Genomic DNA, 17,892 nt, shown 5'->3' with positions numbered 1-17,892 from the left:
GGCGGCGGTCCCGCGCCGCCCGCCCCGGCCCCTGCCGCCCTCGCCGGCGGTACGGCTCGCCGTCCCCGCCCTCACGATCGAGGCACCGGTCATCCAGGTGGGTCTCGACCCACAGGGCCACCTGGGGACTCCGCCCCTGGAACGGCCCCGGGAGGTCGGCTGGTACCGGGGCGGTCCCACGCCGGGCGAGGCGGGGACCGCTCTGATCGTGGGCCACCGGGACACCAGGACCGGCCCTGCCATCTTCCTCAACCTCAACGCCCTGCGCCCCGGCGACCTCGTCAACATCGCCCGGGCGGACCGGCGGACGGCGGTGTTCAGCGTCGATGCCGTGAAGACGTACCGCAAGGACAAATTCCCCGACCAGGAGGTGTACGGCAGGACAGGGCGCCCCGAGCTGCGTCTGCTGACGTGCGGCGGGAACTTCGAGAAGAAGACCGGCTACGCGGCCAACATCGTGGTGTTCGCGCACCTGACGGATGTGAAACACACGTGACCCGGGGTGTACCGGACCCGGGCGCGCGGGCCCGGCGGCACACACGCCGCCGGGCCGCCGTGTTGCCAAGCTCCGGTCACCGCGTGCCGCTTATGGCCGCCAGCAGGAACGCCGATGGGCCGGCCGGAAGGCCGGAGGCGGCCCGCTCCTTGTACCGGGTACAGCCGCGCGACACCGCACGCGGCGTTCCGTACCGCTTCAGGAGATGCCCCGTCATGACTGTCAGGAACGAAGAGCAGATCACCCGCCAGGAGACGTCGTCGGGCGAGCTGACGGACCAGGTCGCCCTCATCACCGGTGGCACCGCGGGAATCGGCCTGGAGGCCGCCCGCCTCTTCATCCGCGAGGGAGCCCACGTCGTCATCTCCGGCCGCAGCCCCGAGCGCGGCGCCAAGGCGCTCGCCGACCTGCCGGAAGGCCCCGGCACCGTGCGCTTCGTCGCGGCCGACCTCGCGGACCTCGACTCGGTCCGCGCCCTGGCACAGGAGGCCGGCCCGGTCGACATCCTCGTCAACAACGCCTCCGCGTTCCCCGTCGCGCCGACCGTGGAGCAGAGCGTCAGCGTGTTCGAGCGACTGTTCGACACCAACGTCCGCGGCGCCTACTTCCTCACCGCGAGCCTGGTGCCCGCCATGCTCGACAAGGGCGCGGGCAGCATCGTCAACGTCAGCACCATGGCCGCGTCGATGGGCGTTCCCGGCGCCTCGGGCTACAGCGCCACCAAGGCCGCGCTCAGCTCGTTGACCCGTACGTGGGCCGCCGAGTTCGGCGCCGGCGGCGTCCGGGTCAACAGTGTCGCCCCCGGCCCGACCATCACGGACGGCGTCCTGGTCGAGTGGGGTGACGGAGTGGCGGAACTGGGCAGGACCCTGCCGCTGCGCCGTACCGCCAGGCCCGCCGAGATCGCCGAGGCGATCCTCTTCCTGGCCTCACCCCGCTCCAGCTTCGTCACCGGCGCCACCCTCGCGGCCGACGGCGGAGCCACCGCGGTCTGAGCCGTCCCCGCCGACCGGGCCCACCGCCCCCGAGAGCGCTACTGTCGGGATGACGTGCCGTCAGGCATCACGTGCGACAGGAAAGGGGCTCTCGGGGGCGATGGAGATCCGGGAGATGCGTGCGTTCGTGACGGTCGTCGACGAGGGCGGCCTCTCGGCGGCCGCGCGTGTCATGCACATCAGCCAGTCGGCCCTCTCGCAGACGATGCGGTCACTGGAACGCCAGATCGGCGGCCGGTTGCTCGTCCGGGGCCCCGGCGGGACCCACCCCACCGAACTGGGCGCGACCCTGCTCAACGAGGCCCGTACCCTCGTCGAGCGGCACGACCGGCTGATGAGCAGCCTCAACCGGCCGGCGGTGCCACCCGAACGGGTGCGCGTCGGCGTGCCGCTGGAACTTCCCCCGGACCTGCTGCCGACGGCGATCGCGGAGGTGAGCGCCACGTACCCGAACACCTCGGTCGTCCTCCAGCACGCCAGGAGCACGGCCCAGCTCACCGCCCTGCGGGCCGGTGAGCTGGAAGTGGCGCTCGTACGGGACCACCCCACGGACCCGTCCCTCGACAGCGTGCTCGCGGTCGAGGAGTCGATGGGGGTGGTCCTCACCACCGCCCGAGCGGAGGAACTGGCCGACGCGGGGAGCGTACGGCTGCACCGGCTGAGGGGCATGTCCTGGGTCAGCTTCGCCCGGGTGGACGCCCCGGCGTGGCACGGCCAGGTGATCGCCACCTTGCGCAGCCACGGGGTCACCGACACCTACAGCGCGAGCGAGGAGGGCCGTCCGGTGCCCCGGGAGGTGAAGTTCGCCGCGGTGAACGGCCCGCGGACGTTCGCCTTCGCGTCCCCGCGCTGGGTGTACCCGCTGCCCGACGGGCTGGTGTGGCATCCCCTGACCGGCGATCCGCTCGTCCGCCACACCTGGGCGGTCTGGCGGGCGGACGCCACGGAGCGGGGACTCGCCGCGCTGGTCGCCGCGCTGGACCTCACCGCCCGCTGACCGCAGGGACTTCCGGCCGTACGGACCTCCGACCGCACCGGCGGTGTTCCTCACTCCTTGGTGGATCCGGCGAGCATCCCGGAGACCAGCGTCCGCTGCGAGAAGAGGAAGAGCACCAGCACCGGCAGGATCGCGATGATGATGGCCAGCGCGAGTTCGGGGATCGTGATGTTGAGACCTGCGCCCGCCACGGGGTTGAACGACGGGGTGGACGACAGGAGTTGGTTCAGTCCCACCTGCACGGGGAACTGGTCGCTGTTCGGCAGCACGAGATACGGAAGGAAGAAGTTGTTCCAGTTGCCGACGAAGCTGAAGAAGGCGACCAGGCCGATGACGGGCTTGGCCAGCGGCAGCGCGATGAGCTTGAAGATCTGCCATTCCGAACAGCCGTCGATGCGCGCCGCCGAGAGGATCTCGCGGGGCAGGCTGGTGGCGAAGTAGATGTAGACGAGATAGACGCCGAACGGGTAGAAGGAGAAGGGCAGGATCACCGACCAGGCCGTGCCGATCAGGTGGAAGCGGTTGAGCTCCAGGAAGATCGGCAGCACCAGGGTGGCCGACGGCATGATCATCGTGACCAGGGTGACCGTGAGCAGCAGCTTGCGTCCCCGGAACCGCGTCAGCGCCAGCGCGTACCCCGCCGGGACACTGGTGAGCAGGGTGAGGAGCAGCGAACCGCCCGAGTAGACGGCCGAGTTGCGCAGCCACAGGAGCAGCGCGCCGTCCTGGAAGTCGACCAGGTGGTGCCAGGCCGTGCCGATCTGGGCGAAGGAGCCGAAGGAGAGCGGCGAGTCGTGGGTCATCTGCGAGGCCGTCTTCGTCGGCGCCAGCAGCAGCCAGACGACGGGCAGGACGAAGAACACGAGCAGCGCGGTCAGCAGCACGCAGACGACGAGGACCGACAGGGCGCGGGAGGGCTTGCCGCGCTGCGGGCGGGTGGGTGGGCCAGATGCGGTGTAGGTCATTTCTCATCCAACGTGAACATGTCCGAGCGCCACACGAGCAGCCCGGCGACGATGACACCCAGGGCCAGCAGGAAGACGGAGATCGCCGCGGCGCCGTTGAAGTCGCCCTGCTGGAAGGCGAAGACGTACGCGAGCTGGTTGGGTGACCAGGTGGGGCTGACCCGGCCGAGGCTGGCCGTCTGGAGCAGTTGCGGTTCGACGAAGAGCTGGGTGCCGGCCGCGAAGGCGAGGATCGTCATGTAGGCGATCCACTGCCTGATCATGGGGATCTGGATGTGCCAGGCCGTCTTCCACGGGCCGGCCCCGTCCATCCTGGCGGCTTCGATGACCTCGTCGGGGATGTTGTTGAGCGCCCCGTACATGACGACGATCCAGCCGCCCGCGCCGGTCCAGAAGGCGATCAGGACGAAGATCACCGGAAGGTCGCCGGGGCTGAGGACGGCGGCGAAGCTGTCCTTCCCCATGGCGTCCAGCACCCAGGAGACGGGGCTGACCGCCGGGTCCAGCATGAACAGCCAGACGAGCACGCTGGCGACGCCGGCCAGTGCTCCGGGGATGTAGTAGAGGAAGCGGAAGACGGCGGACAGTCCCGGCTTCATCCGGCCGCGCAGGACGACGGCCACCAGGACCGTCAGGACGACCAGGACGACCAGCCACATCACCAGGTAGAACAGGATGTTGGTGAAGGCGGGGACGAACCGGTAGTCCCCCATGACCTTGGTGAACTGGTTGATGCCGGTGAACTGTCCCTTGTCGTTCGTCAGGGACAGGTAGAACGAGTAGACGGTGGGGAAGACCCCGAAAGCGAGCAGCAGGATCGCGTAGCCGGCGACGAACAGGTAGCCGGCCACCCCTCCCCGCCGCCGCGACGGGGCGCGGCGGCGGGGAGGGTTCGTGACGTGCTGAGTGTCCAGCACGGTCATTTCGTGGTCACCTTGTATCCGACGGCCTTGGCCTCGTTCGCGATGGCCGTCTGCCAGGCGGGCAGGGTCTCCGACAGGGTCTTGCCGGAGGTCAGCGCGGGAAGGACCACGCTCGACCAGGCGGTCGCGTCACTGAACTTGGTGTTGGACCAGCCCGTCCACACCTGGCCGGCGGCCGTGCGGAAGACGTCGCTGATGTCGCCGGCGAAGTACTTCTTGTTGTCGGGGTTGGCGAGCCAGGCGTCGGCAGCGGGGGCGTACGCCGGGTAGGTCGGCGCCTTGGCCTGGTTCTCGTCGGACGTGGTCAGCCAGCTGACCAGGTCGGTGGAGGCCTTGAGGTTGGCGCTGTGCGCGGAGACCATCCACAGGCCGCCGCCGACGTTGCCGGTGGACGCGGTCGTCTCACCCGGCCAGGTCAGCGGGGCCGCGGCGGAGATCTGTCCGGCCGGCGTCTTGAAGGCGGCGTTGAACAGGTACTGGCCGTACCAGGACGGACCGTACGCCATGAGGACCTTGCTGCCGCTGTCCTTGGCGAAGCCCTGGCTGAAGAAGCCCTGGGTGCTGACGGTCTTCTTGGCGATGAGGGTGTCCAGCAGCTTGGACATCCGGGTGCACTTCTCGTCGCCGAGGGCCACCCGCAGGGTGTTGGGCGCCGTCAGGTTGAAGGCGGGGCACTGGCTGGACCAGAAGTACGACTCCTGGGAGTTGGTGTCACCCACCGACCCGACCAGGTAGCCGGGGTGGTCCTTGGCGAGCTTCTCGCCGATGGCCTGGTACTGCTCCCAGGTGGTGGGCACCTCGTAGCCGAACTGGTCCATCAGCTTCTTGTTGTACCAGAGGACGACCTGGGCTATGTCGTTGCGCATGCAGTAGGTGTGGCCGTCGACCTGGCACGGCGCGAGCGAGCCCTTGGCGAAGTTGTCCAGGGTCTTCTGCGGGACCAGGTCCTGGTCCAGCGGCGCGGCGAAGGGGATGGCGCCGGGCTTGGTGGGCTCCGCGGCCCAGGTCACGTCGGTCGGCGAGCCGAACACGACGTCGGGCCAGCCCTTGCCGGTCCGGTCGAAGAGCTGCACCTTCGTCTGGAGGTACGTGGACCCGTCGGCGCCTCCGTCGTACGTGACGACGTTGAGCTTCGCGTCGGGGTGCTGCTTCTGGTACGCCTCCACCTGGGGCAGCCGGGTCGAGTCGGTCCAGACGGTGATCTTCGACGCGTCGTCCTGCTTGACCGGCTTGAAGGCCTTGGCGGTGTCCGACGACGAGGACTGCGTGGCGTCGGCGCAGCCGGCCAGCAGGGTGACGGCCGACAGGGCCAGGGCCGCGACCGCCTTCCGGGTGATGTTGCGGCGGATGCCGGCTCCCGAACCTCTTGAAGACGTCATTGTCTTGCCTTTCTGCTTTCTTACGTGTGTCACGTGTGTCACGAGTGCTTCTCGACAAAGGGGTGGAGGGCGCTGCCGTACTCGAAGTCGAGCGGCAGGGCGATCCCCGGACCGGTGGGTGCGTGGACGAGTCCGTGCTCGTCCACGTGGCGTTCGCGGGTCACCGTCGTCCGGGTGACGAGGGACTCGTAGTAGGTGGTGTTGGAGATCGCCATGCAGAGGTGGTGGTTCGGGATGTCCGAACCGTGCACCTCGGCGCGGAGCAGGTGCGCGTCGGCGAGGTGGGCCGTGCGCATGGCTCCGGTGATGCCCCCGCGCAGGGTGGTCCCTGTGCGTACGCCGAAGGTCGCCGCCCCCGAGGCGATGAAGTCGGCGGAGTTCATGTGGGCGCCGTCCGAGGTCTCGGCGACGAGGAGCGGGACGGAGACCGCCTGGCCGAGCCGCCGGTAGGCGCCGACGCTGAATTCGCGCATCGGCTCCTCGTACCAGAGGTAGTCGGCCTCGGAGAGGGCGCGGCCCAGGTGGATGGCGTCGGGCAGGTCGAACCCGGCGGACCCGTCGTACATCAGCGGGACGTCGCTCCCGACGTGTTCGCGCAGCGCCAGGCAGAGCGCGGCGTCCTTGCGGGCGTCGCCCCAGGCGTGCAGCTTGATGCCCTGGTAGCCCAGCTCCAGGCACTGGTCCGCGACGTCGAGGAACTCCTCGGTGGTCGCGAAGGTGGTGGTGGAGGCGTACGCGGGTATCGCGTCGCGGAATCCGCCGAGGAGCTGCCAGACGGGCTGGTCGCTCACACGTCCCGCGAGGTCCCACAGCGCGATGTCGATCAGGCCGAACGCGGGCAGCGGCAGCTCGTGGATGCGGTCCAGTTCCCAGACGCGGTGCCAGAGCCACTCCCGCCGGAACGGGTCCTGTCCGACGAGTTCGTCCCGGAACACCCGGTCCACGAGGTCGGCGAGGAGGACGGCCGCGCCGGGTCTCGCGAACACCGCCACTCCCTCGGCGCCCTCGTCGGTGCCGATCCGCAGGACCGCGCCGTCGCCGACGGCGGGGCTGCCGGCCAGGCCCTGCCGCCAGCTGAACGGCGGGTCCGCGGCCGGGACCCGGATCGGATGGGCTTCCACATGCGTGATCTTCATACTGGCTTTCGTTTCGGTGGGAGGGGGAGACGGGCGGGGTGCTCGCCTCCCCCTCGGAATCACGGGATCAGAAGTCGCCGTACGCCTGGAGCTCGTACAGGCTGCCGCCGTTCCAGTTGGACCCGGTGACCGTGAGCCGGAGGTAGCGGGCGGAGACCGGCGCGTCGGGGAGGGAGATGTTCGTCCGCCCCGAGGTGGCCGTGGCGGTGTGGTCCTCCAGCGTCGACCAGGTGGTGGCGTCGGTGGAGTACTCGATCCGGTACTTGTAGCCGTTCTGGAGCTCGAACGTGGTGACCACACCCGACACCGAGGCGGTCCTGCCCAGGTCGACCTGGATCCAGGACGGGTCCGGGAGGCCGAGGCCCTGGGCCCAGCGGGTGGAGAGGTCACCGTCGACGGCGAGCCCGGGGGTGTTGGGCTCGGAGTACGAGGACACCGTGACCGGCTTGTTCAGGGCCAGGTTGACGTAGGCGGGCAGGGTCACGTCGGCGGCCGGGCTCGGTGCGGAGGCGTTGAGCGCGCCGTCCACCGCGACCACCGTGAAGCTGTACTTCTGTCCGGAGGTCAGATCGGTGAGCCGCAGGCTCGTCCGGTCGGTGACGGCGATCCGCCTGCCGTCCTGGAAGACCTCGTAGGTGGCCACACCGACGTTGTCGGCCGGGGCGGTCCAGGTGAGGTCGGCCGTGCCGGGGACCAGCGGGGTGACCTTCGGCGCGGCGGGTGCGGCCGGCGCCTGGGTGTCGGTGTTCGGTGCCTTGACGGAGCCGTACGCCTGGATCTCGTAGATGCTGCCGCCGTTGCCGTTGGAGCCGGTGACCGTCAGGCGCAGGTACCGTCCGGCGGTCGGCTTGTCGGCGGCCGAGTAGTTGGTCGCCTCGGTGGTGGCCGTGGCGGTGTGGTCCTCCAGGGTGACCCAGTGGAGCTCGTCCGGGGAGACCTCGACGCGGTACTTGTAGCCGTTGGCCTTCTCGAAAGTGGTGATCGCGCCCGTCAGGTCGTACTGGGCTCCGAGGTCGACCTGGATCCAGGAGGGGTCCGGGAGGAAGAGGCCCTGGGCCCAGCGGGTGGAGAGGTCACCGTCGACGGCGCGCGCGGGGGTGTTGGCCTCGGAGTACGAGGAGGCCGTGACCGGCTTGTCCTTGGCGACGTCGGCACCGGACGGCATGGTGACCACGGCGGGCCTGCTCGCCCTGGACTCGTTGCCGGCGGCGTCGCGGGCGGTCACCGTGAAGCTGTACTTCTTGCCCGCGGTGAGGCCGGTGACCCGGGCGGTGGGCTTGGCGGAGGCGCTGACGACCTTGCCGTCGAGGTACACCGCGTACCCGGTGACGCCGGTCCTGTCCTGGGACGCGGCCCAGCTGAGGTCGGTGACGGTCGGGAAGTCGGCCGCCGCGGTGGGCGTGCCGGGCGCGGTGGGCGCCGTACGGTCCGTGGTGGCGGGGTCGGGGTCCAGGTGGCGGTAGCTCGGCTGGAGCCCGGCGTTCTCGACGATCGAGGCGGGCAGCTGGGCGCAGCTGTCGACCTTGGTGTTGTCGACCACGGAGGAGCCGATGGTGTTCGCCTGGGTCGAGTAGTTGGGCTGGGTGGTGATGTTGCGGTCGGCGGTGACGTCCAGGCCGTGGTTCATCAGCAGCCACTGGTACGAGACGTCGCAGAACGCGTTCTGCGTGGTGTGGAAGTACTGGCTTCCCTCGTCGTGGTAGATCGCGCCGTACGCGGGCTCGGGGACGCCCTTGATGTAGTTGCCCGAGACGACACTGCCGGGGTTCGAGCTCAGGGTGTAGATGGCACCCCCGTCGGCCTGGAGCTTCATGATGTCGCTGATCTCGTTGTCACTGATGACGTTGTTCTTGGCGGGCGTCGGTGTGTCGTAGACCGGGACGCCCGAGTTGCCGGGGTAGTTGGTGTCACCGCCCTTGTCGGTGAGACCCCAGCCCCAGCCGAGGGAGATACCGCTGTACGGGAGGTCGTAGACCTTGTTGTGCGTGATGACGGTGTGGTCCGTGTAGCTCGCCATGATGCCCAGCGAACCGGTGTACTGGTCCGCCACGTTGGTCACCACGTTGTTGCTGACGGTGGTGTTCTTGACGATCGACCGGGGGTCGCTCGGGTGGTGGTCGATGACGTCGGTGCCACCGATCTGGATGCCCGTCCCGGCGATCTCCTTGAAGACGTTGCCGGTGATCGTGGTTCCCTGCGTGCCGGTGTTCAGGTTCAGCCCGACCGCGCCGAGGTGCGTGAAGGTGTTGTCCAGGAACGACACGTCGTGGCCGTAGCTCACGTTGACCGCGCCGGGCGTCTTCTGCCAGTGCAGCCGGGTGGAGTCGAAGTCCGGGTTGTCCTTGCCGACCATGCGGAAGCCCGCCTGGCCCTCGATCAGCCCGTCGTCCGAACTGGGCGCGAGCCACGTCGAGTAGGAGAACGTGATGCCCTTGAACGTGACGTCCGTGACCGGCTTGGAGAGTGTGCCGTTCAGGTCCACCAGGTCCTGGACGCGCGGCACGGTGACCTTCGCGGTCGCGAGGTCCTGGCCGGCCTTGGGTATGTAGAAGAGGTCGCCCGCGCTCTTGTCGAGGTACCACTCCCCCGGGCTGTCCAGCAGCTCCCGGGCGTTCTCCAGCCAGGTCGGGTTGGTGATCTCCTGGCCCTGCTGGAGGTTGGCGTTCTTCCAGCACGGCTGCTGCATCGTGACCGTGGTGCCGACGATCGAGTCGACCGGGCAGCGCATGAGCTTCCAGCCCCAGCGGCTGGCGACTTCGAGGTCCGACTGGTTCTTCCAGTCGGCGAGGCTGGTGTCGGTGATCTTGTAGCCGGTCGCGGTCTTGGTGAAGCCGCCGGGGTCCTTGGGGCCGCGGGCGCGGGTCGCCAGTTCACCGTTGACGTACAGCTGCCGGGTGTCGATGTTCCCGACGTGGGCCTTGTAGACGTTCTTCGCGGCGTCGGCGACGCTCCAGCCGGTCACGGAGGTGCCACCGCTGATCACGGGGTGGGCGCCGGGCGCGGCCTGGTACGTGACGGTGTGGCCGTTGGTCCCGGAGTCCGCGCTCGTCAGGGTGAAGGTGTCGGTGAGCTGGTACGTACCGTCCAGCAGCTCGACCTCGATGTCGCGCTTCATCCGGTCGTTGAGCTCGCGCACCTGGTCCCTGGCGTGTGTCAGGGTCTTGTACGGGTGCGAGGCCGTGCCGGAGCCGGCGTCGCGGCCCTTGGCCGGCGAGACGTAGATCTTGAGGGGTGCCGGCGAGGACTTCGCCGTGCCGGCCGAGGCCAGGCCGACGGGCATCGCCACGGTGACGACCAGCGCGAGGCCGGTCATGAGGGTCATTCTCCGCTTCACGGTGCGGAGAGTGCCGGGAAATTTCGACACTGAAAATTCCAATCGACTGCCAGGGACGAATGGGGTGGTGGCGTACGGGGCCGGAGGGGTGCTCCGGGTCGTTCCTGCGGGGTTTCGCCGGCCTGTGCGCGTCTCTCGCGAGACGTCCGCTACGAGGCCGAAGTCTGTTGTCGCTCCTCCGGCGCCGGCGGGGTGACCGCGGGGCCGGTGGTGTGGTCCGGCTGGTTGAAGAGCCGGTCGCGGATCTTGCGCTCGAACTGGGTCTGGGTGGTGGAGATGTGCTCGGCCATGAGCCGGACCGCGGATTCCGTGTCCCCGGAGCCGATGGCCTCGGCGATGGCGAGGTGCTGCGCTCCCGCGATCCGGAGGGAGCCCGGCACGTCGCCGTGGAAGAGCAGGACGTCCGACTGCGCGGCGAAGCTGCGGATGTTGGCCACGCTGGAGCGCAGGAAGACGTTGTGCGCCGCGATGCCGACCGCGTCGTGGAACAGCGCGTCGGCGCGGGCGAACGTCTCGACGTCGTCCGCCGTCCCCGCCTCCAGGGAGGTGCTAGCCGCCTCGCGGATCGCCCGGACCTCGATCGGGGTGGCCAGGGTCGCCGCGCGTCTCGCCGTCTCGGACTCGATGAGCCGGCGGTAGTCGAGGAGCATCAGGACGTGTTCCATGCTCGTCGGCTGGAAGTGGGCGAGCCGGTCGTCGCCCAGCGCGCCGGGCGAGGACGCCACGAAGATGCCGGCCCCCCTGCGGACGCTCAGCCGGCCGATCGCCGCGAGGACCTTGACGGCCTCGCGGGTCACGTTGCGGGTGGCCCCGAGGATGTCCGCCAGTCCTTTCTCGGTCGGCAGCCGGTCACCGGGGAGCAGGTTCTGCTCGGCGATGTAGTTCAGCAGCTGTTCCGCGACGAGTTCGTACCCCGGGCGGTAGCGGTCGGACGCGTCGTCCGTACCGCCGGACGCGGGACCGGCAGGGCCTGACACCACGCAACCTCCTCAAGTTCAGATGAATCAGATCTATCGGCGCGGTCACTATGACACCGGCACGGGGCGAAGGGAAGGTTTGCGCCAAACTCCGTTCGGTGGGTGGCTGATTCGATCGAGCAATCCACACAAAACACCCATGGGCGTCGCAACCGTTGCCTGTTGGCCCGCTGATACATAGGGTCCATCCCGTCCGATGAACCAGATACATCGAGTCGGACCGGAAACAGCCGCTTCGGCTTCAGCTGCACTTACCGCTGCCGCTGCCACTGCCACTGCCACTCAGGGAGGACGGGCCGTGCCCCAGCCCACCACGCGCCGATTCGCCTCGGTCATCCGCCTGCGCCCGGAGAAGGAGGCCGAGTACCGCGCGCTCCACGCGGCGGCCTGGCCCGGCGTCCTCGCGGCGTTGAAGCGCGCGCACATCGCCAACTACTCGATCTTCCTGCGCGCCGGGGTGCTCTTCAGCTACCTGGAGTACACGGGGGACGACTACGAGGCCGACATGGCCTCGATCGCGGCGGATCCGGTCACACGGGAGTGGTGGGAGCGCACCGATCCCTGCCAGCTGCCCGTGGAGGACGCGGCGGAGGGCGAGGGGTGGGCGCCGGCGGAGGAGGTCTTCCACCTCGACTGACGGCGGTCGCGAGCCGCTAAGATCATCCGTTCATGGGCCCGGGTACGGAACACGAGACGACCACAGCCGTCCCACCGGGGCGGGTGACCCTGTCCGACCGGCGGACGCGGCGCAGTTGGCCGGTCGAGGTGGCGCCGTACCGGCTCGGGGTCTTCGCCGTCACCCAGGCGTCGTACGCCGAGGTCACCGGCCTCGCTCCGAGCACCGCGCGGGGCGGGCGGCTCCCGGTCGAGGGGGTGTCGTGGTGGGACGCGGTCCGCTACTGCAACGCGCGTTCGGAGCGGGAGGGGTTGACGCCCGCGTACGATCTCCCGGCCGTGCCGTCCCGCCCGTCCCCTCTTGATCCCCCTGCCCTCCCCGACGACACCGGGACCGTCGCGTGGGACACGTCCGCCGACGGGTACCGGCTGCCGACCGAGGCCGAGTGGGAACACGCGTGCCGGGCGGGCACCGCCGACGCGCGGTACGGGCAGCTCGACGACATCGCGTGGCACCGGGGCAACTCGCTGGACCACGTGCACGAGGTGGGCGGCAAGCTGCCCAACGCGTGGGGCCTGTACGACATGGTGGGCAACGTGTGGGAGTGGTGCTGGGACCTGTACGACCCCGAGGTCTACGCCTCGTACCGGGTGCTGCGGGGCGGCGGCTGGTTCGACGAGCACTGGAGCTGCCGCGCCTCGGTGCGCCGGCGCAGCCACCCGACGTTCCGGATCGACGACGTGGGATTCCGGGTGGCACGGTCCGTGGTGGGCTGATACGCGGCGTGTCTCAGCCCACCACCAGGGCGGCGACCTACAGGTTGATCATGTGCCCGGACAGGCCGTGGACCGCTTCCTGGATGGCCTCACCGAGCGTCGGATGGGCGTGCACGTTGCGCGCGACCTCGTGCACCGTGAGATCCCACTTCTGCGCCAGGGTGAGTTCGGGAAGCAGTTCGGTGACGTCGGGGCCGATCAGGTGGGCGCCGATGATCTCGCCGTGGCGCGCGTCGCTGAGCAGCTTCACGAAGCCCTTCGCGTCCCCGAGGCCGTGGGCCTTCCCGTTCGCGGTGAACGGGAACGTCGCCACCTTGACGTCGAATCCCCGCTCGCGCGCCTGCGCCTCCGTCCAGCCGAAACTGGCGATCTGGGGCTGGCAGTAGGTGGCGCGCGGAATCATGACGTAGTCGAGTTCCATGGTCTCCGCGTCGGCGAGGCTCTCGGCGGCGATGACCCCCATGGCCTCGGCGGCGTGCGCGAGCATCAGCTTGGCGGTCACGTCGCCGATCGCGTAGATGTGCGGCACGGAGGTCCGGCAGTGGCCGTCCACGTCGATCGCGCCGCGCTCGGTGAGCGCCACGCCGGTCGTCTCCAGGCCGTAACCGTCGACGTTCGGCACGAATCCGATGGCCTGGAGGACCTTGTCGGTCTCCAGGACCCTGGACGACCCGTCCTTCGCGGTGACCGTGACCTGCACACGCGGCCCGGACTCGTCGATCCTCTCGACCCGGGTCGACGTGAGGACCTCGATGCCCAACTTGCGGTAGCGCCTGGCCAGTTCGGTCGAGACGTCCACGTCCTCCAGCGGCGCGAGCCGGTCCAGGAACTCGACCATCGTGACCTGGACGCCGTAGTTGCGCAGCACGTACGCGAACTCGATGCCGATCGCGCCGGCCCCGGCGATGACGATCGACTCCGGCAGCTGTTCGCTGAGGATGAGTTCCTCGTACGTCACCACCCGGTCGCTCACGGCGGTCCCGGGAAGGAGCCGGGTCGAGGCCCCGGTGGCGATGACGCAGTTGTCGAATCCGATGACCCGCCTGCTGCCGTCCGACTGGGTCACGTGGAGGGTGTTCGGGTCGGCGAACGTGCCGTGCCCGTCGACCTCGGTGATCCCGTTCTTCTTCATCAGGTAGTGGACACCCTTGACGCGGCCGTCCGCGACCCGCCGGCTGCGCCGGAACGCCTCGCCGTAGTCGAAGGACACCTCGCCGTCGAACCGGATGCCGAAGGTCTTCGCCTCCTGCGTGACGATGTGCGCCAGTTCCGCGTTGCGCAACAGCGCCTTGGTGGGGATGCAGCCCACGTTCAGGCAGACACCGCCCCAGTACTTCTTCTCCACGACCGCGACGCTCCGACCCAGCTGCGCGGCCCGGATGGCAGCCACGTAACCGCCCGGACCCGCCCCGAGTACGACGACATCGAAGTGCTCGCCCTGTTCGTCCATGAGGTTCACCGTAGACCAGATCAATCGAAGCTTTCATGTCCCGTTACGCCGACCCGGCCACGACGCCGGAGCGACGCGGACACCTTTCGCCGGGCTCGTCGCGGACGCTTTCACGCGGGTGCGGGTGCGCATACACTGACCCCCGCCGGGGCACCCGCTGACCTGGGGCAATGTCGCCCCGGGGCCGGTCGGAGCAGTGAGGGGCGCATCCCATGTTCTATTACGTGCTCAAATACGTGCTCCTCGGGCCCCTGCTGCGGCTGCTCTTCCGCCCCCGGATCGAGGGGCTGGAGCACATCCCCGCCGACGGTCCCGCGATCGTCGCGGGCAACCATCTGTCGTTCTCCGACCACTTCCTGATGCCCGCGATCCTCAAACGGCGTATCACCTTCCTCGCGAAGGCCGAGTACTTCACCGGGCCCGGCGTCAAAGGACGACTGACCGCCTTCTTCTTCCGCAGCGCCGGGCAGATCCCCGTGGACCGGTCGGGCAAGGAGGCCGGGCAGGCGGCGATCCGGGAAGGGCTCGGGGTGCTCGCCGGGGACGAGCTGCTCGGGATCTACCCCGAGGGCACCCGCTCGCACGACGGACGCCTCTACAAGGGCAAGGTCGGCGTCGCGGTGATGGCGATCCGGGGGAAGGCCCCCGTGGTGCCGTGCGCGATGGTCGGCACCTTCGAGATCCAGCCTCCCGGGCAGAAGGTCCCGCGCATCAAGCGGGTCACCATCCGCTTCGGCGAGCCGATGGACTTCTCCCGGTACGAGGGCCTGGAGGACCAGAAGGCCGCGATCAGGGCCGTCACCGACGAGATCATGTACGCGATCCTCGAACTGTCCGGCCAGGAGTACGTCGACCGGTACGCGGCCGACGTCAAGGCGGAGGCCGCGGAGGCCGAGGCCCGGGGCGCGAGGAAGTTCCCCTGGCTGCGCCGCTGAGCGGGAGCGGGACGGCAGGATACGTTTCGCGAACCGGAAGCGTACGAAGAGGGAGCGCAGTGAGCGAGACCTACGGGAATGACACCTACGACAAGCTGATCGGGCTGCTGGACGAGCACGGGGCCGTGTACCGGGTCATCGAGCACGCCGAGCAGGGCGCGACCGAGGAGGTCAGCGCGCTGCGGGGCAACACCCTGCGGCAGGCCGCGAAATGCATCGTGGTGATGGTCAAGACCGGGAAGAAGACGAAGCGTTACGCGCTGGCCGTCGTGCCGGGCGACCGGCGGGTGGACCTGGGCGCGCTCAAGGCCCTGTGGGGCGGGACGTACGCGGGTTTCGCGACGCCCGAGGTGGCGGAGCGGCTCGCGGGCAGTGTCAGCGGGACGATCCTGCCGTTCTCCTTCGACCCGGAGCTGGAGCTGGTGGTGGATCCGGTGCTCCTGGAGGAAGAGGAGATCTTCTTCAACGCGGCCCGTCTGGACCGGTCGTTGGCGCTGCGTACCGCCGACTACCTGACCGTCGCCGGGCCGCGGACCGCGCCGATCTCACAGCCGGCGGTCTGACCCCGGGAGCGGAGAAGGGGCGGCCGGTGGATCTGGCCGCCCCTTCGTGCTGATCAGTCGGTCAGCTCAACCCCGCCCGCAGCCTTACGGCTTGGGCGTGGCGTGCGGGCCGCAGGTGACGTCCTTGCCGCCCACCGCCCCGGTGAGCAGGTACGCCTTGACCAGGTCGTTGACACACGGGTTCACCAGGTTGGTGATGCCGTGCGACCCGGCGTCCTTCTCGGTGACCAGACGCGAGCCCTTGAAGCGCTTGTGCAGTTCGACCGCGCCGGAGTACGGCGTGGCCGCGTCGCGCGTGGACTGCGCGATCAGCACGGGCGGCAGGCCCTTGCCGGTCCTGACCTCGACCGGGGTCTGCTGCTTGACGCCCCAGGTGGCGCACGGCAGGTTCAACCAGGCGTTCCCCCAGGTGAGGAAGGGGTAGTCCTTGTTGAGGCGGGTGTTGTCCCGGTCCCACTTCTGCCAGCTGGTCGGCCACTTCGCGTCGGTGCACTCCACGGCGGTGTAGACCGCCGTGCCGTTCTCCGAGGCGATGTTGCCCTTGATGTCGGACAGGTCGGGCGCCGCCGCGTCGACGAGCGCCTGCGTGTCACCGGCGAGGTACTTGCTCCAGGTCGAGGCGACGGGCACCCAGCTGGAGTCGTAGTACGCGGCGCTCTGGAACAGGCTGTCCAGCTCGGCCGGGCCGACGAGGCCCCCGAAGGGCGCCTTCTTGGCGGCGGCGCGGAGCTTGTCGTACGCCTGCTGGACCTTGGTGGCGGTGGAGCCGATGTGGAAGGTCGCGTCGTTCTGCGCCACCCACGTCTTCCAGTCCAGGAAGCGGCCCTCGAAGGCGACGTCCTGGTCGAGGTTGGCCTCGTACCAGATCTTGTCCTTCGACGGGTTGACGACACTGTCGACGACCATGCGCCGCACGTGCGTCGGGAAGAGCGTGCCGTAGACGGCGCCGAGGTACGTGCCGTACGAGACGCCCACGTAGTTCAGCTTCTTGTCACCGAGCGCGGCGCGGATGACGTCCAGGTCGCGCGCGGTGTTCGCCGTCGTCATCTGCGGGAGCATCCAGCCGCTGCGCTTCACGCAGCCGTCCGCGTACGCGGCGGCCAGCTTGCGCTGCGCCTTCTTCTCCGCCTCGCTGTGCGGGACGGGGTCGAGCTTGGGCGCCTTGACGAACTCCTGCGGGTCGATGCAGGAGATGGGCGTCGAACGGCCCACCCCGCGCGGGTCGAACCCGACGAAGTCGTACGCCTTGGCCGCGTCGGCCCAGATGGCGTTCTTGGTGACGACACGGCGCGGGAACGCCATGCCGGAACCGCCGGGACCGCCGGGGTTGTAGAGCAGCGAACCCTGGCGCTCGTCCTTGGTGCCGGTGTTGCCGATGCGGTCGACGGCGAGCGTGATCTGCTTGCCGTCGGGCTTCGTGTAGTCCAGCGGGACGCTCACGTAACCGCACTGGATGGGCTTCTCCAGCGACCAGTCCGCCGGGCAGTCCGCCCAGGCGATGCCCTTCTTGGCGGCCCTCTCGGCGGTGACCTTCGCGCCGTAGGAAGCGCTGTGGAACGCGCTGTACGACGTGGAGTGCCCCGTCTGCCGGGCGTCGGCGGTGGCTGCCGGTGCGGCGACCGCGCCCGCTATGAGCGCGCCGGCGAGCAGAGTGCCGGCCGAGCCGAGCACTGCTGTGCGTCTCAAGTGGAACCTCCCCCTGTGTGATGCGCTGTCTGCCTGCGACAACGCGTTCGATCGGACTCCGGGATCCTCGCGCCTGTGACACAGCTGAGAACAGGCCTCATGGCCCATTCTTTACCTAACCCATAACCGGTGTCGGTGGCCCGCTCAGCGGTACGCGGTCAGGCGCAGCGCCTCGTCGAGTACGCGGCGCAGTTCCAGGGCGTCCGCCGCGACGGCGGTGACGAGCACGCCGGGTCCGGCGAGCGGGGTGAGGACGGCGGTGTCGCCGAGCAGGAGGGGCTGCGCGGGTTTCTCCTCGAACTCCGGCCCGACAAGCAGGAGTTGGCCGACTGCGCGGTGTCCGCCGAGGACCGCTCCGCCGTCCCAGCCGCCGGGCGCGCCGGGCCCGTGGCGCAGCTCCTGGTCGAGGAGGGGGCGCCCGGCTCGGCGGACGGTGAGGCGAGTGAGGAGGGTGCCGGGCTCTTCGCCGTGGCGGCCGAGGATCTGTTCCTCGCGGAGCACCAGGCGGGCGGTGGCGGCGAGTTCGACGGTCGTCCGCATCCGCAGGTCGCTGCCCCGGGCGGAGACGAGCTGTTCGGGCAGCCAGTGCAGTGCGGCGCCGTCGTCCACGGTGAGGCGCACGTCGTAGTGGGCCGGTTCGGCGGTGTCCGCGCCCGCCGGGATA

The 17,892-nt window shown here is 69.5% G+C and carries 16 protein-coding genes; 7 read left to right on the top strand and 9 right to left on the bottom strand.

Features of this window, described 5'->3' with window-relative positions; all coding sequences use genetic code 11:
- From GT042_RS20630 to GT042_RS20620, 3 genes are all read left to right on the top strand, one after another.
- On the top strand, positions 1 to 496 hold a 496-nt coding region (locus GT042_RS20630; protein ID WP_161310205.1), incomplete at its 5' end, for a class F sortase.
- A 215-nt stretch (positions 497 to 711) separates the two neighbouring features.
- On the top strand, positions 712 to 1,491 hold the full coding sequence (locus GT042_RS20625) for an SDR family oxidoreductase (RefSeq protein ID WP_161310204.1): 780 nt from the start codon (positions 712 to 714) through the stop codon (positions 1,489 to 1,491).
- A gap of 115 nt (positions 1,492 to 1,606) precedes the next feature.
- Positions 1,607 to 2,488, top strand: a complete 882-nt coding sequence (locus GT042_RS20620) for a LysR family transcriptional regulator (protein WP_202533299.1) — start codon at positions 1,607 to 1,609, stop codon at positions 2,486 to 2,488.
- A 50-nt stretch (positions 2,489 to 2,538) separates the two neighbouring features.
- Here the strand turns inward: GT042_RS20620 and GT042_RS20615 are convergent, their stop codons facing one another.
- The 6 genes from GT042_RS20615 to GT042_RS40130 form a co-directional block, all read right to left on the bottom strand.
- Positions 2,539 to 3,453, bottom strand: a complete 915-nt coding sequence (locus GT042_RS20615) for a carbohydrate ABC transporter permease (protein ID WP_161310202.1) — start codon at positions 3,451 to 3,453, stop codon at positions 2,539 to 2,541.
- Positions 3,450 to 4,376, bottom strand: a complete 927-nt coding sequence (locus tag GT042_RS20610; protein ID WP_161310201.1) for a sugar ABC transporter permease — start codon at positions 4,374 to 4,376, stop codon at positions 3,450 to 3,452. The genes GT042_RS20615 and GT042_RS20610 overlap by 4 nt, the downstream gene beginning before the upstream one ends.
- On the bottom strand, positions 4,373 to 5,755 hold the full coding sequence (locus GT042_RS20605; protein ID WP_161310200.1) for an extracellular solute-binding protein: 1,383 nt from the start codon (positions 5,753 to 5,755) through the stop codon (positions 4,373 to 4,375). Before GT042_RS20605 ends, GT042_RS20610 begins: the two co-directional genes overlap by 4 nt.
- A 38-nt stretch (positions 5,756 to 5,793) precedes the next feature.
- On the bottom strand, positions 5,794 to 6,891 hold the full coding sequence (locus GT042_RS20600) for an enolase C-terminal domain-like protein (protein WP_161310199.1): 1,098 nt from the start codon (positions 6,889 to 6,891) through the stop codon (positions 5,794 to 5,796).
- Positions 6,892 to 6,958: 67 nt separating this feature from the next.
- Positions 6,959 to 10,213: a discoidin domain-containing protein gene (locus tag GT042_RS20595; RefSeq protein ID WP_237530995.1), complete on the bottom strand. Its 3,255-nt coding sequence runs from the start codon at positions 10,211 to 10,213 to the stop codon at positions 6,959 to 6,961.
- 161 nt (positions 10,214 to 10,374) lie between these two features.
- Complete coding sequence (locus tag GT042_RS40130; protein WP_161310206.1) at positions 10,375 to 11,202, bottom strand: FCD domain-containing protein; 828 nt, start codon at positions 11,200 to 11,202, stop codon at positions 10,375 to 10,377.
- Between the two features lie 298 nt (positions 11,203 to 11,500).
- Between GT042_RS40130 and GT042_RS20585 the strand changes: the two genes are divergently transcribed.
- Both GT042_RS20585 and GT042_RS20580 read left to right on the top strand, forming a co-directional pair.
- The gene (locus tag GT042_RS20585) at positions 11,501 to 11,839 is read left to right on the top strand and encodes an L-rhamnose mutarotase (protein ID WP_345943849.1); all 339 of its coding nucleotides are present in this window, start codon (positions 11,501 to 11,503) and stop codon (positions 11,837 to 11,839) included.
- Positions 11,840 to 11,871: 32 nt separating this feature from the next.
- Positions 11,872 to 12,594: an SUMF1/EgtB/PvdO family nonheme iron enzyme gene (locus GT042_RS20580; RefSeq protein WP_161310197.1), complete on the top strand. Its 723-nt coding sequence runs from the start codon at positions 11,872 to 11,874 to the stop codon at positions 12,592 to 12,594.
- A 37-nt stretch (positions 12,595 to 12,631) separates the two neighbouring features.
- Here GT042_RS20580 and lpdA read toward each other — a convergent pair whose 3' ends face one another.
- Entirely contained in the window at positions 12,632 to 14,044 is a 1,413-nt protein-coding gene (lpdA, locus tag GT042_RS20575; protein WP_161310196.1) for a dihydrolipoyl dehydrogenase, read from the bottom strand.
- 212 nt (positions 14,045 to 14,256) lie between these two features.
- On the opposite strand from lpdA, the gene GT042_RS20570 reads away from it, so the two are divergent.
- Together GT042_RS20570 and GT042_RS20565 are read left to right on the top strand one after the other, a co-directional pair.
- A complete protein-coding gene (locus GT042_RS20570; RefSeq protein WP_161310195.1) occupies positions 14,257 to 14,979 on the top strand; it encodes a lysophospholipid acyltransferase family protein in 723 nt (240 codons plus the stop codon).
- 59 nt (positions 14,980 to 15,038) lie between these two features.
- Positions 15,039 to 15,542, top strand: a complete 504-nt coding sequence (locus GT042_RS20565; protein WP_161310194.1) for a YbaK/EbsC family protein — start codon at positions 15,039 to 15,041, stop codon at positions 15,540 to 15,542.
- A gap of 84 nt (positions 15,543 to 15,626) precedes the next feature.
- Here GT042_RS20565 and GT042_RS20560 read toward each other — a convergent pair whose 3' ends face one another.
- Together GT042_RS20560 and GT042_RS20555 are read right to left on the bottom strand one after the other, a co-directional pair.
- Positions 15,627 to 17,228, bottom strand: a complete 1,602-nt coding sequence (locus GT042_RS20560; RefSeq protein ID WP_237530993.1) for an alpha/beta hydrolase — start codon at positions 17,226 to 17,228, stop codon at positions 15,627 to 15,629.
- A gap of 144 nt (positions 17,229 to 17,372) precedes the next feature.
- A partial coding sequence (locus GT042_RS20555) for an urease accessory protein UreD (RefSeq protein ID WP_161310192.1) occupies positions 17,373 to 17,892 on the bottom strand: 520 nt, incomplete at its 5' end.

This window comes from Streptomyces sp. SID3212, from assembly GCF_009865405.1.
In the GTDB taxonomy this organism is placed as follows: domain Bacteria; phylum Actinomycetota; class Actinomycetes; order Streptomycetales; family Streptomycetaceae; genus Streptomyces.
The sequence above is the reverse complement of the archived record's forward strand: the minus strand, read 5'-3'. Positions and strand labels throughout refer to the sequence as shown.

Bases quoted from the DNA above. Each gene is read 5' to 3' on its own strand.
- GT042_RS20625 (WP_161310204.1), top strand. From the start codon at position 712: ATGACTGTCAGGAACGAAGAGCAGATCACCCGCCAGGAGACGTCGTCG.
- GT042_RS20620 (WP_202533299.1), top strand. From the start codon at position 1,607: ATGCGTGCGTTCGTGACGGTCGTCGACGAGGGCGGCCTCTCGGCGGCC.
- GT042_RS20615 (WP_161310202.1), bottom strand. From the start codon at position 3,453: ATGACCTACACCGCATCTGGCCCACCCACCCGCCCGCAGCGCGGCAAG.
- GT042_RS20610 (WP_161310201.1), bottom strand. From the start codon at position 4,376: ATGACCGTGCTGGACACTCAGCACGTCACGAACCCTCCCCGCCGCCGC.
- GT042_RS20605 (WP_161310200.1), bottom strand. From the start codon at position 5,755: ATGACGTCTTCAAGAGGTTCGGGAGCCGGCATCCGCCGCAACATCACC.
- GT042_RS20600 (WP_161310199.1), bottom strand. From the start codon at position 6,891: ATGAAGATCACGCATGTGGAAGCCCATCCGATCCGGGTCCCGGCCGCG.
- GT042_RS20595 (WP_237530995.1), bottom strand. From the start codon at position 10,213: ATGACCCTCATGACCGGCCTCGCGCTGGTCGTCACCGTGGCGATGCCC.
- GT042_RS20580 (WP_161310197.1), top strand. From the start codon at position 11,872: ATGGGCCCGGGTACGGAACACGAGACGACCACAGCCGTCCCACCGGGG.
- lpdA (WP_161310196.1), bottom strand. From the start codon at position 14,044: ATGGACGAACAGGGCGAGCACTTCGATGTCGTCGTACTCGGGGCGGGT.
- GT042_RS20570 (WP_161310195.1), top strand. From the start codon at position 14,257: ATGTTCTATTACGTGCTCAAATACGTGCTCCTCGGGCCCCTGCTGCGG.